Here is a 12,408-nt window from a genome sequence, read left to right on the forward strand (position 1 = left end):
GCTTACGATTTACTGTTACTGAGTCAGCAATATCAGGACAGTGATATGGACCCGCAAATCCCTCGAGATCAGTTTCCCTTCGCCAATGCCCGAGTGGCAAGGCGCTGGCGCAAGTTACTGGATGAGCGCCTGAAAGACCTGGGGGTTACCCAAGCTCGTTGGTTCACCATGGTCTGCCTGCAGCGTGGTGGTGAAGGATTGACCCAGCGGGAGTTAGCCCATTTGATGACGATCGAGAATCCGACATTGGTCCGTCTGCTTGACAGCCTTGAAGAGCAGGGGCTGATTGAACGACGGCCCTGTAAGCATGATCGGCGCGTCAGGTTGCTGTACCTTACCAATACCGGTGAGCGCTTTTCGAGCGAACTGAATGAGCGGGCGAATCTCTTGCGAGAGGAGATGCTGAAAGGCATTGAAGACCAGGATCTGGAAGTCGCTCTGCGTGTGTTTGAACGGGTTATGGAAAATTCCGCCAACCCCAAATATTACTGAACCCGAGACATTTTTCAGACGCGAGCGACAAGATTAGGATTGGAGCGTTCCGCAAATTTCGCCGGCACAGGACGGTTCCATCACGGCTGGCGGTCCGTCGTTATGTGTGTTACGTTCAGTCCATGCTGAACGAAATGAACAAGTTTTGCAGCAGCCTTCCTATCATTGTTGGCGGAACACCGAATCAACTGGCACGGGAAAGTGGGGCAGCATCCGGGAGTATGGTCTTTTGCAACCGGTTCAACCCGCCTTGACAGAGGGCGCTTTATTGAAATCTCGACGTGGCAAAAAGTGTTATTGGAGTTGGTGCTCAGGTTTGTTGCTGGGCTTCCTTGTGACGTCAGCTTCCGCCGACGGCCTGCTGTCCCTGAAAGTGGAAAACGATGCCTTTTCCGCCGGTGGCGATGGTCAATACACCAACGGCGTAGAGGTGATCTGGGCCTTTGAGCCCCCGGATCGACATTGGACCCGCCGTCTTGCGGACGTCATTCCGGGCTGGTCTGGCAGTACTCTTGCGGGCGTAACGTACCGGCTCGGGCAACAGATCTATACGCCCGAAGATATAGAGGTCGAAACGCTTATTAAAGATGACCGCCCCTATGCCGGCCTTTTGTTTGGTGGAATTTCGCTACTGAGCGAAAGGGAGCACGGTGGCTTGCGTTTGGCAGACAGCCTGCATATCGACGTGGGCATCGTAGGACCGGCTTCCGGTGCTGAGGTAGTCCAACGAAATTTCCACGATCTTATTGCGGCAGACAAGCCGAGGGGTTGGGACAACCAGCTTGAGAACGAGCCAGTGATTAATTTTGGTTATGAACGGGCCTGGCTTAAACAACAGGATGTCGCTGAGCTAAGCCTGGAATATGGACCGTCTGCCGGGTTTGCGCTCGGCAACCTGTATACCTACGCTTCCAGCGGCCTTGGGTTTCGTTTGGGAGAGGGGCTTGATCGTAGTTTCGGCATTCCGTCAGTCGCCCCCGCACAAGGCGGGCAATCTTCTTTTCGGCGGGATCGGGGCTTTAGCTGGTACGTCTTCGCTGCCGTAGAAGGGCGCTATACAGCACACAACCTGCTGCTCGACGGCAACAGTTTCGAGGACAGCCACTCCGTTGACAGTCGTGAGTGGGTTGGCGATGCTCAGGTGGGTGCGGCATTGACCTGGGATCGCTGGCAGATCGCCTACACCTACCTGTGGCGCAGCGAAGAATTCGAGGAAAAGGACGGCGTCGATCAGTTTGGATCGATCGTTCTGTCTACCTGGTTATAAGTGAAGGCATGAATTGAACGGTTTTTGAGTCTTTTGCCCATTCAGAGGTTAGTTATATGCAGACAGAGAAGAGTTTGATGGTGCGGCTATTTGGGGTCCGCATGTTGCCAATGTGGTTGGCGGTTCTTTTGCTGGCTGGTTGTGACAATTCCTCCGGTCAGGCAAAGGCTGAACGGTCAGCGCCGCCGCCTCCGGAAGTCGGGGTTGTTGAAATGCAGCCGCAGCGTGTGAACCTTTCAATGGAACTGCCGGGCAGGACCGCCGCTTACCGTATCTCGGAAGTGAGGCCGCAAGTCACGGGCATTTTGCAGGAGCGCTTGTTTGAACAAGGCGCCCAGGTCAAAGCAGGTGAGGTCCTCTACCAGATCGACCCCAACCGATACCGTGCTGCCCATCAACGGGCCCAGGCAGAACTGGAGCGCGCACAGGCCGAATTGCGACAGGCTCAGCGGGAGTGGGCACGTACGTCAGACTTGTTTGAGAAGAATGCGGTCAGCAAGCGTCAGCGTGATGAAGCGCTATCGGCCTTGGAGGCAGCCCGGGCGGATGTCTCCCGATCCGAGGCGATGGTCGAAACGGCGGGTATCGAGCTGGCGTATACCGAGGTCAAGGCTCCCATCGCCGGGCGCATTGGCCCGACACTGTACACGGAGGGTGCACTGGTAACCGCCAATCAGCCCCAGGTCCTGGCGCGCGTGGTTCAGCTTGATCCCATGTATGTCGATATTCAGCTACCGGTCGAAAAACTGGCTCGAATTCGGTCGTCTCTGAATGAGGGCGCGGCTTCTAAGCCCGGCCTAAATGAAGCCGAGACTGTTTTGTTGCGCGATGACGGTACTCTCTATCCGCATAAGGGACGCGTTGACGTTGCGGATGTTACCGTCAACCAAAGCACCAGTTCGGTCACTGTGCGGGCGGTTTTCCCCAATCCTGACGAAGACCTTCTGCCTGGAATGTACGTGCGCGTTCGCCTGAGCGAGGGGGTGCGGGAGAACGCCCTTCTGGCGCCGCAGCAGGGCGTGAGCCGTAATCCGCAAGGCGAGGCCACGGCGTTGCTGGTCAACCCGCAGGGAGAAGTTGTTGCCCGCCAGTTAGAGGCAGAGCGGGCCATTGGCGCTTTCTGGCTGGTGGAGAACGGGTTAGAGCCGGGGGGTCGCCTTATCGTCTCCGGTCTGCAAAAGGTTCGGCCAGGGGCCAAGGTGAAGCCGGTTGAGGCAGATGTTCCATTACATCCCACCCAAAACCAGCAAGCCAGTGGCAAGGATAGTTCACAGAAAAGCGCCTCCGACGACGAGGGCCCCGCACAATGATTAATTTCTTCATTTCCAGGCCCGTTTTTTCCTGGGTTCTGGCCATTGTCGCCATGTTGGCGGGCATCATGGCGATCTTCGTTTTGCCGGTCCAGCGATACCCGTCGGTGGCGCCGCCGGCGGTGGAGATTCAGGCCGATTATCCTGGCGCCTCGGCGGACACCGTGTCCAATACGGTGGTTCAGGTCATTGAACAAGAGATGACCGGCCTCGACAATTTGCTCTATATGGGGTCAACAGCGGATTCCTCAGGCCACGCTACGGTTACTCTCACCTTTGCGGCGGGCACCGATCCGGACATTGCCCAGGTCCAGGTGCAGAACAAGCTCAAACTGGCGGAACCGCGGCTCCCGGAGGTGGTGCGCCAGCAGGGGATCAGCGTCGAGAAATCCAGCACCAGTTTTCTGATGGTAATGGCATTCGTCTCTACCGACGGTCGCCTCAGCAAGCTGGATATCGCCGATTTTATCAGCTCCGAGTTAGCCGAACCCATTGGACGGGTAACTGGTATCGGCAGCGTGCAGGTTTTCGGCTCTGAATATGCGATGCGGATTTGGCTGGACCCTTCGGCGTTGACCAATTACGGCCTGACCGTCGCCGACGTGAGCGCCGCCATCGAGGCGCAAAACGCCCAGGTCACCGCCGGCCAGCTCGGCGGGCTGCCCGCGGTCGAGGGTCAGCAGCTCAATGCCACGGTCACCGCCCAGACCTTGCTCACCTCAACCGAAGAGTTCCGCAACATCCTGCTCAAGAGTATGCCCGACGGGTCCCGGGTGCGCCTGGGGGATGTTGCCCGCGTTGAGCTGGGCGGCGGTGCAGTCCAGATTGACACTTTCTACGATGGCGAGCCGGCAGCCGGCCTTGGCATCAATCTGGCGCCGGGTGCCAACTCGCTTGCGGTCACAGAGGCTGTTAAAGCGCGGCTCCAGGAGCTCGAGCCGTATTTTCCGGAAGGGGTGGAGATTCGGTATCCCTACCAGACGGCCCCCTTCGTGGAGGCCTCCATCGACGCGGTGGTCACAACCATCATCGAGGCAATCGCCCTGGTGGTCCTGGTCATGCTGGTATTTCTCCAGAGTTGGCGGGCTACCCTGATACCAGCGATCGCAATCCCGGTGGTGCTGCTGGGCACCTTTGCGATCATGGCGGCCTTCGGCTTTTCCATCAACATGCTCACTCTCTTCGGTCTCGTATTGGCGATCGGCCTTCTGGTGGATGACGCCATCGTGGTGGTTGAGAACGTCGAGCGTGTGATGCATGAGGACGGCCTGAGCCCGATGGAGGCGACGCGCAAGTCCATGGGGCAGATAGCCAGCGCGCTGATTGGCATCGGCGTGGTGTTGTCTGCGGTGTTTATCCCGATGGCCTTCTTTCCGGGCTCCACCGGGGCAATCTATCGGCAGTTTTCCCTGAGTATTGCTGGTGCCATGGTGCTTTCGGTGCTGGTGGCTCTGATTCTGAGCCCCATGCTGTGTGGTCGGATCCTCAAGCCCACGCATGAAAGAACCTTGCTGCAAAAACTGTTCGGCTGGTTTGAGGCAGGCCTGGGGCGACTGACCCGGGGCTATGTCCGCCTGGTTGGCCATACGGCGCGCCACGCCTGGCTCTACACACTGGCGTTCCTGGGCATCGTCGGCCTGGTGGCCGTTCTCTTTGTGCGGTTGCCCGGCGGGTTCCTGCCCGCGGAAGACCAGGGGTTCGCCGTGGTGCAGTATCAGTTGCCCGCCGGTGCGACCCAGCAGCGCACAATCGATACGATTCAGGTTATCGAAGATTACTTCATGGACCAGGATGAGGTGCAGGGCCTCTTCACAATCGCTGGTTTCAGCTTCGCTGGCCGGGCGCAGAACGCGGGACTGGCGTTCGTCAATCTCAAGCCATGGAGTGAGCGCGATCCCGAGACGCAAAGCGCCGACGCGATCATTCAGCGGGCGAACCGGGCGCTTGCCGGGCTGGTGCGTGATGGGCGGGCTTTTGCTTTCAATTTGCCACCGATACCGGAATTGGGGCAGGCCCTGGGCTTTGAATTGCGTTTACAGGATCGGGGTGCCATCGGGCATGAAGCGCTCATGGCAGCGCAAGGTCAATTGCTGCAGTTGGCGGCCGAAAGCCCCGTGCTGACGAGTGTGCGCCCCAACGGTTTGGCGGACAATCCCCGCTACAAAGTGGACATTGATTACGAAAAGGCGCAGGCCCTTGGCATAGAGCCGTCCGAGATCAGTCGACTTCTGTCGGTGACCTGGGGCTCGCAATACGTTAACGATTTTCTCCATGAGGGGCGGGTCAAGCGAGTCTATGTTCAGGGTGATGCCCCTTTCCGGATGCTGCCTGAGGATTTTGAGGCGTGGTATCTGCGAGCCGCTAACGGAGAGATGACCCCGTTGAGCGAAGTGACGAACGGACGCTGGGAGTATGGCTCACCGCGCCTTGAGCGTTTCAACGGTGTTCCGTCCCGTCAGATTCAGGGTGAGCCGGCACCGGGCTACAGTACCGGTGAGGCCATGGCGGAGGTCGAACGTTTGATCGCTCAACTCCCGGACGGTGTGGCCGGCGCCTGGAGCGGCCTGTCCTATCAGGAGCGCCAGGCCGGTGCCCAGGCATCCCTGCTTTACGCGCTGTCGGCACTGGTGGTGTTTCTGGCGCTCGCCGCGCTCTACGAAAGTTGGACCATACCCATTTCCGTGATGCTGGCGGTGCCCTTGGGCGTACTCGGGGCGGTACTTGCAGCGATGGTTCGCGGGCTTCCTAACGACGTCTTCTTCCAGGTTGGCATTCTGACCACCGTTGGTGTGACTGCGCGCAACGCTATACTTCTGGTGGAGTTCGCCCGCTCGTTAGAGGATCAGGGAATGAAATTGATCGAGGCAACCAAGGAAGCGGCGCGAGTGCGCTTGAGGCCGATTCTGATGACATCGGTTGCTTTCGGCATGGGTGTGTTGCCGCTTGCTTTCGCCAGTGGTGCCGGTGCAACCACCCGTATTGCGATAGGAACGGCGGTTCTTGGCGGCATGATTTCGGCAACGATACTGGCGACGTTCTTTATTCCACTGTTCTATGTGGTCGTCCGCCGTATCACGGATTTTCTGAGTGGCTCCAGAGACCAGGATGACTCGGCTGCGGCCGCTCCCGGACGGGCAAATGGAGGTGTGGCTGATGACCGTTAAGGTATTGCTGACCACTTTGATGGTGTTGTCACTTGGTGGCTGCTCACTCGCGCCGACTGTTAAGAAGCCCGAGCCGTCGATGCCGGAAAACTGGACGTCCGCACGACTTTCGGCGGACGAGAAACTCCCTCTGGACTGGTGGCGTGGCTATGGCGATCCGGCACTTGTCACGCTTGTTGAGGAGGCACTTGATGCCAACAACGATCTGCAGCTCGCCGCTGCCCGGGTTGCCGAAGCAAGGGCGCTCCTTACCGGACAGCAGGCAGAACGATACCCACTTCTGGAGGTGGAGGGCTCCGCGGTGCGCCAGGGCCCGAGTGAGGAGTCCGTCAACAGTACTGGTGGTCAACCCTTCAATGATATCCAGGTTGGCGGTGTTCTATCGTACGAGCTGGATCTCTGGGGGCGGCTTGCCAATGCCAGCGAAGCAGCCCGGGCACGGCTTCTGGCCAGTGCAGCGAATCGCGAGGCCGTGCGACTGGCCGTGATTGGTGAGGTGGCCAATGGTTACTTCAATTTGCGTGCGCTTGATCGTCAGATCGACATCGCGGAACGCACCGTGTCGTCCCGCCGCGAATCGGTCGCCCTGCAACGGGCCCGGTTTGAAGGAGGCGAGATTAATGAATTGGCCCTGCGGCAGGCAGAATCCGAGCTTGCGGCCGCTGAATCCGAACTTCCGAGGCTTCGCCAACAGCGCTCCCTTCAGCGAAACGCCTTGGCAGTGCTTCTGGGGCGAGATCCACAACGGATTGTACGTAGTGATATTTCCGTAGCGAATACCATTGGTGAGATGGATGTTCCGGCCAGTATCCCTGCAGGCCGACCAGCAGATCTGATGGTTCGGCGACCCGACATTGCCGCAGCCGAACAGGAATTGATCGCGGCCAACGCCGAAATCGGTGTTGCCCGGGCGGCGTTTCTGCCCAGGATTTCATTCGAGGGGCTGCTGGGCCTGCGAAGTGCGTCCGGTGGCGACTTGTTCCAGGGTTCGGCATCCACGTGGCAGTTGGGCGGCTCGTTAGTCGGCCCGTTGCTGGACTTCGGGCGTTCCGAGGCACTAGTCAATCAGGCGGAGGCGCGTCAACGCCAGGCCCTGATTGCGTATCGTCAGGCCATTCAGGTGGCGTTTCGGGAGGTGCTCGACGCGATGGCCGGGGTGCGTGGTACCGAAGATCGCCTGGAAGCGCAGGCCCGGCAGGTAGCAGCACTGCGAAGCACGGCTAAACTTGCGCGATTGCGCTTTGAGGGTGGCGCGTCCAGTTACCTGGAGGTGCTGGACGCTGAACGAAGCCTGTTTACAACCGAACTTGATCTCGTGGAAACGCGGCGCGATCACTTGCAGTCGACGGTTAATTTGTATCGCGCGCTGGGCGGGGGTTGGCAGAATTCATTGCAATCTTCTGATTATGAAAACACTGACTGAATCAGACAGGCGTTTTATTGAGCGCCTCGGTCTTCAGGCTCAATCTGAAGGCTTTTCCCGCATCGCTGGGCAACTTTGGGCGACACTGATCGTGTCGGATGGTCCCGTCAGCTCATCGCAGCTTGTGGATACGTTGCGTGTCAGTAAGGCGAGCGTCAGTACGAATACGTGCTTTCTTGAAAGACTCGGCATTGTTGAGCGTCGAACAATGCCGGGTGAGCGCCAGGACTTCTTCGCGATTCGTCCCCATCCCTACGCTGCCTTGGTGGAAGGGCAGATAAAACGGCTCGAGGCCAGAAAGGAGGTGATCGCCGAAGCCAAGGCAACCATTACCAATGAACAAACGCTTGCCAAGCTGGCTGATCTGGATCAGTTCTACACCCTGTATTATGAGAGCTCCAAAGACCTTCTAAAGCAGCTGAAATCTCAAATCCATGGACATAAAAAATAATAACATCAAAGGTTTAACCTTGGATTTAATCCGGGCCTGAAGGAAACGCGGGCTATGTCAGAGCAACCCTGGCTGGTGTTACTGCGAGGAGGCCTGAATGGTTTTTGCCATCTGGAATGTCTGGTCAGCGGCTCAAAGCAAAGCAGACTAATTAAATTGCCTCTTGCGCACCTATCTACTGATAGGTAAATTAAACGTCGTATGCTTAATGACCAACAGAGGTAACCAATGAAAATTTACGACACTGAAGGCTTTCCCAACCCGCTGCGCGTTCGCATTGCCCTTGCCGAGAAAGGTGCCACCGATAAAGTGGTGTTTGTCCCGGTGGATGTCATGGGTGGTGAACACCGTACCACTGATTTCAGGGCAAAGAACCCCGATGCCACCGTGCCGGTACTGGAGCTTGATGACGGCACCTGCATTGCACAGTGCAACGCCATCACTGAGTACCTTGACGGTGTGTTTGACGGGCCCTCCCTGACGGGCGCCTCGCCTAAAGAGCGTGCGGTTATCGCGATGATGAATATTCGTGCCGAATCCGGTTTGATGAATGCGGTGGGCGCGTATTTCCACCACGCAACCCGGGGACTGGGGCCCGACCTTGAGACATGGCAATGTCCTGACTGGGGTAATAAGCAGAAAGAGGTCGCTCAGTCCACGATGGCCTATCTCAACGAGGTGCTTGCGGAAAACGAGTTTCTTGCTGGTGACCGTTTCACTGTTGCGGATATCACGGCTTATGCCGGACTGGTGTTTGCAGAGTTCGCCAAGGTTGACATTCCCGGTCACCTGGATCATCTCCTGGCCTGGCGTGCCCGGGTCGCGGCCCGTCCGTCGATTACCGGCTGATGCCCGGGCCTTTTGGCTTGGCGGACTGATTAACCGGAGGACAGAGCATGGAAATCAATGCAGATTTCACAAAGCCCGTGGTCATTGATACTGACCAGCTTGAGTGGCGCCCTTCACCCATGAAAGGGGTGGAGCGGCGAATGCTGGATCGTATCGGTGGCGAAGTGGCCCGTGCCACCAGTATTGTGCGGTATGCGCCAGGCAGCCGGTTCTCGGCGCACACTCATGACGGTGGTGAGGAATTCATCGTACTTGACGGTGTGTTTCAGGACGAACATGGGGATTATCCTGCGGGAACCTATGTGCGGAATCCGCCAACCACCTCTCATGTACCAGGCTCTGCCGAGGGCTGTACGATTTTTGTCAAGCTCTGGCAGTTCGACCCGGCGGACCGCACCCAGTTCAGCAAAAACATGGAAGCGGAACTGGGTGCTCCGGTGGAGGGCATTTCCACCTCGCTCCTGCATGAGGACGAGCGTGAAACGGTCACTCACCGCAAGCTTGAGCCCGGTGCTAACTTGACATCAGAGGCGGCCGGCGGGATCGAGGTGTTGGTCCTGGACGGCGATGTCACGGTAAACGATGAAGTGCTGGGCAGGAATGCTTGGCTGCGTCTGCCCGAAGGAGAAGCATTGTCCGCAACGGCCGGAGCCCGTGGGGCGAAAATCTGGATGAAGACAGGGCACCTTCGGTTTGTCAGGACCCCTGAAGTGTAACCAGCAGGAGCCTGAACATTTCTGGGCTGCCAAAGAGCCAAAAAGGGCTTGATCAGGGGAAGGAATCGTAACCTTCCCCTGATCAAGGTGCCATACACGGCAACTGCCTGAGTGAACGACGTTAACCATTGACTAATTATGAACCGTGACACAAGAACCGCCCTGTTAGACTTCGCAGAGCGCACCGCCCGATCAAGAGGGTTTGACGGATTCAGCTATGCGGATCTCGCGAAGGCCATTGGCATCAGAAAGGCTTCCATTCATTATCATTTTCCGACCAAGGCGGACTTGTCGGAGCGTTTGATCGAGCGGTATCACACCAGCCTGAAAGAGCGGCTGGTTGAAATAGAGGCGGCCTGTTCCAGCGCCGGCGAACGCCTGAGTGCTCTCATCGCTGTGTACCGAAGTGCCCTGCATGACGGCCAGACCGTCTGCCTGTGCGTTGCCTTTTCAATCTGTCGCGAAAGCCTGCCCGAGGCGGTTGTCAACCGGGTGGGTAGCGTTCGGGCAATGGTGCTGGACTGGACCAGGGCAACCTTTGAACTGGGCCTGAGGGATGGGTCAATTTCGTCCATTTCTGATCCCTCACAAGAAGCCTGCGCAACCCTGGCCACGCTGGAAGGCGCCCACCTGGCGGCACGCACAGCACAAGACCCAGCTCCATTTGATGCGGCTACACAACTTTTAAGGGCTCGCTGCCAAAGTGCTTCGGAAGGGAACAACACTGGCGCTTGAATGGCAGTGAATGAGACGCGACAGAAAGTCGTGACATTAACCTGTTATCAGGAGGTGCAACATGACCCCTCACAACCTGCCAAGATTTGATCACAATCCGTTACGCTACACAGCACTCGGAAACTCGGGCTTGTTCGTCTCCGAACTCTGCCTGGGAACCATGACCTTCGGCGGTGATGAAGACATCTGGGGCCTGATCGGCCAGTTGCAGCAGGAACAGGCCGACGAACTGGTGAAGATCGCTCTGGAGGCGGGAATCAACTTTATCGATACCGCCAACATCTATGGCTTCGGGGCCAGCGAGCGCATCGTCGGCCAGTCCCTGAAGAACCTCGGCGTTCGCCGGGAAGATGTCGTGCTGGCCACCAAGGTGCTCGGCCCCATGGGCGAGGGCCCCAATGCCCGTGGTGCTTCCCGTGGCCACATCATGAGCGAATGCAAGGCGAGCCTGGCGCGATTGCAGACCGATTACATTGATCTGTACCAGATCCATGGCTTTGATCCGGCCACCCCGATCGAAGAAACCCTGGAGGCACTGAACACCCTGGTGCAACAGGGCCATGTGCGTTATGTGGGCTTGTCTAACTGGGCCGCCTGGCAGGTCATGAAGGCCATCGGTATCACCCGGGCCCGCAACCTGTGCCCGGTAACGTCTCTGCAGGCGTACTACACCCTGGTGGGGCGCGACCTGGAACGGGAGGTGATCCCCATGCTGGCGTCGGAAAAGGTCGGGTTGATGGTGTGGAGCCCGCTGGCCGGCGGTTACCTTTCCGGCAAATACGAGGATCCGGACGTATCCGAGGAGAACCGGCGCACTAAGTTCGACTTCCCTCCGGTTAACCGCGAGCGGGGCAAAGAGGTTATCAAGGTCATGCGTGAGGTGGCTGACGGAAAGCAGATTGACGGCGAACCCGTCACCGTGGCCCAGATCGCTCTTGCGTGGCTACTGCACCAGGAACCTGTATCCAGTGTTATTGTTGGTGCCAAGCGACCAGATCAGTTGAAAGCCAATATCCGGGCCGCACAGATCCGATTGTCTGATGACGAGCGTAAAGCTCTGGACGAGGTGAGTCGTATCCCGGAGGAGTACCCGGGCTGGATGATGGCAATGATGGCCGGGTACCGAAATCCTTCCGAGCCTTAATCCGATAGCGACCCACTGCACACATTTCGCTGCGCCTTGGCTGCGCAGCCAAACAACGGGAAAACTCGTCTATGCTGTCAAAAGTTAAACGTCCGTGGCTACTGGCCACATCGACGACGCTGTTGGTTGTTTCAACCCCGGGCCTGGCAAACTCGGCGTGGGACGCCAGCCTGGGTGCGGGTGTACTCTATACTCCGGACTACCTTGGCAGCGACGATTATGAAACCAGGGTCTGGCCGACGATCAATGTGAGCTATGGTGACCGTTTCTACTTTAACATTCGCGATGGTCTTGGCTGGAACCTGATTCGCCACGGCAACTGGAAGCTGTCGCCCTTTATTGGTTACATTCCGGGGCGCGACAATGACGAGGATCTTGAACGCCTGGACAAGATTGATGGCGGCGCGATCGCCGGCTTGCGCGTTGCTTACAACCACGACGCATGGTCGTACAGCGCAGCCGTCCAATCTCCCTTCACCGGCGATGTCGATGGCTATCAGGTGGTGCTTAAGGCACGATGGCGGAACCAGTTCAGCGATCAATGGTTTGCCTCCCTGGGGCCGAACCTGACCTACAGCAGTGATGACTGGACAGACGATAGGTTTGGTATTTCCGATACGGAAAGTGCCCGCTCCGGCTTGGCCTCTTATAGCCCTGATGGCTATGCCCGGTATGGCCTGACAGGCAGTTTAACCTACTCGTTGTCTGCGCAATGGTCGGTCACCGCGACCGCTGGGGTGTCACAATTAACCGGCGATGCCGAGGATAGCCCGATTGTCAGTGATATCGGGGAGGCTACCCAAGCCTACACCGGTGTTTTTATGAGTTACCGATTCTGAATGTCTTCGGGGACCGGG

At 57.9% G+C, this 12,408-nt stretch carries 11 protein-coding genes; all 11 read left to right on the top strand.

Translation table 11 applies throughout. The features are described from left to right. Nucleotides 1–45 precede the first annotated feature (45 nt). The 11 genes from RVM24_RS19580 to RVM24_RS19630 all read left to right on the top strand — a co-directional run bounded on the left by RVM24_RS19580 (nucleotide 46) and on the right by RVM24_RS19630 (nucleotide 12,390). Complete coding sequence (locus tag RVM24_RS19580; protein WP_011784123.1) at nucleotides 46–492, top strand: MarR family transcriptional regulator; 447 nt, start codon at nucleotides 46–48, stop codon at nucleotides 490–492. 334 nt (nucleotides 493–826) lie between these two features. After that, entirely contained in the window at nucleotides 827–1,759 is a 933-nt protein-coding gene (locus RVM24_RS19585) for a lipid A deacylase LpxR family protein (protein WP_230713465.1), read from the top strand. 110 nt (nucleotides 1,760–1,869) lie between these two features. Continuing rightward, nucleotides 1,870–3,069: an efflux RND transporter periplasmic adaptor subunit gene (locus tag RVM24_RS19590; protein WP_431475421.1), complete on the top strand. Its 1,200-nt coding sequence runs from the start codon at nucleotides 1,870–1,872 to the stop codon at nucleotides 3,067–3,069. Continuing rightward, nucleotides 3,066–6,233: an efflux RND transporter permease subunit gene (locus RVM24_RS19595; RefSeq protein ID WP_011784126.1), complete on the top strand. Its 3,168-nt coding sequence runs from the start codon at nucleotides 3,066–3,068 to the stop codon at nucleotides 6,231–6,233. The genes RVM24_RS19590 and RVM24_RS19595 overlap by 4 nt, the downstream gene beginning before the upstream one ends. Next, nucleotides 6,223–7,656 (top strand): efflux transporter outer membrane subunit, encoded by a 1,434-nt coding sequence (locus RVM24_RS19600; RefSeq protein WP_011784127.1) that lies wholly within the window; start codon nucleotides 6,223–6,225, stop codon nucleotides 7,654–7,656. Before RVM24_RS19595 ends, RVM24_RS19600 begins: the two co-directional genes overlap by 11 nt. Next, nucleotides 7,640–8,107: a GbsR/MarR family transcriptional regulator gene (locus tag RVM24_RS19605; protein WP_011784128.1), complete on the top strand. Its 468-nt coding sequence runs from the start codon at nucleotides 7,640–7,642 to the stop codon at nucleotides 8,105–8,107. The genes RVM24_RS19600 and RVM24_RS19605 overlap by 17 nt, the downstream gene beginning before the upstream one ends. A gap of 228 nt (nucleotides 8,108–8,335) precedes the next feature. Next, the gene (locus tag RVM24_RS19610; RefSeq protein WP_011784129.1) at nucleotides 8,336–8,956 is read left to right on the top strand and encodes a glutathione S-transferase family protein; all 621 of its coding nucleotides are present in this window, start codon (nucleotides 8,336–8,338) and stop codon (nucleotides 8,954–8,956) included. A 47-nt stretch (nucleotides 8,957–9,003) separates the two neighbouring features. After that, nucleotides 9,004–9,672, top strand: coding sequence for a cupin domain-containing protein (locus RVM24_RS19615; protein ID WP_011784130.1), 669 nt, complete (start codon nucleotides 9,004–9,006; stop codon nucleotides 9,670–9,672). 138 nt (nucleotides 9,673–9,810) lie between these two features. Then, the gene (locus tag RVM24_RS19620) at nucleotides 9,811–10,407 is read left to right on the top strand and encodes a TetR/AcrR family transcriptional regulator (RefSeq protein WP_011784131.1); all 597 of its coding nucleotides are present in this window, start codon (nucleotides 9,811–9,813) and stop codon (nucleotides 10,405–10,407) included. Between the two features lie 61 nt (nucleotides 10,408–10,468). Then, nucleotides 10,469–11,551, top strand: coding sequence for an aldo/keto reductase (locus RVM24_RS19625; protein ID WP_011784132.1), 1,083 nt, complete (start codon nucleotides 10,469–10,471; stop codon nucleotides 11,549–11,551). Nucleotides 11,552–11,622: 71 nt separating this feature from the next. Further along, nucleotides 11,623–12,390, top strand: a complete 768-nt coding sequence (locus RVM24_RS19630; protein WP_011784133.1) for a MipA/OmpV family protein — start codon at nucleotides 11,623–11,625, stop codon at nucleotides 12,388–12,390. The last annotated feature ends 18 nt before the right edge of the window (nucleotides 12,391–12,408 follow it).

The sequence above is a fragment of the Marinobacter sp. KM021 genome (assembly GCF_050707965.1).
GTDB classification, from domain to species: domain Bacteria; phylum Pseudomonadota; class Gammaproteobacteria; order Pseudomonadales; family Oleiphilaceae; genus Marinobacter; species Marinobacter shengliensis.

What these genes read in the sequence shown, in the direction of transcription:
- RVM24_RS19580 (WP_011784123.1), top strand. Translation starts at nt 46, where the DNA reads ATGGACCCGCAAATCCCTCGAGATCAGTTTCCCTTCGCCAATGCCCGA.
- RVM24_RS19590 (WP_431475421.1), top strand. Translation starts at nt 1,870, where the DNA reads ATGTGGTTGGCGGTTCTTTTGCTGGCTGGTTGTGACAATTCCTCCGGT.
- RVM24_RS19595 (WP_011784126.1), top strand. Translation starts at nt 3,066, where the DNA reads ATGATTAATTTCTTCATTTCCAGGCCCGTTTTTTCCTGGGTTCTGGCC.
- RVM24_RS19600 (WP_011784127.1), top strand. Translation starts at nt 6,223, where the DNA reads ATGACCGTTAAGGTATTGCTGACCACTTTGATGGTGTTGTCACTTGGT.
- RVM24_RS19605 (WP_011784128.1), top strand. Translation starts at nt 7,640, where the DNA reads ATGAAAACACTGACTGAATCAGACAGGCGTTTTATTGAGCGCCTCGGT.
- RVM24_RS19610 (WP_011784129.1), top strand. Translation starts at nt 8,336, where the DNA reads ATGAAAATTTACGACACTGAAGGCTTTCCCAACCCGCTGCGCGTTCGC.
- RVM24_RS19615 (WP_011784130.1), top strand. Translation starts at nt 9,004, where the DNA reads ATGGAAATCAATGCAGATTTCACAAAGCCCGTGGTCATTGATACTGAC.
- RVM24_RS19620 (WP_011784131.1), top strand. Translation starts at nt 9,811, where the DNA reads ATGAACCGTGACACAAGAACCGCCCTGTTAGACTTCGCAGAGCGCACC.
- RVM24_RS19625 (WP_011784132.1), top strand. Translation starts at nt 10,469, where the DNA reads ATGACCCCTCACAACCTGCCAAGATTTGATCACAATCCGTTACGCTAC.
- RVM24_RS19630 (WP_011784133.1), top strand. Translation starts at nt 11,623, where the DNA reads ATGCTGTCAAAAGTTAAACGTCCGTGGCTACTGGCCACATCGACGACG.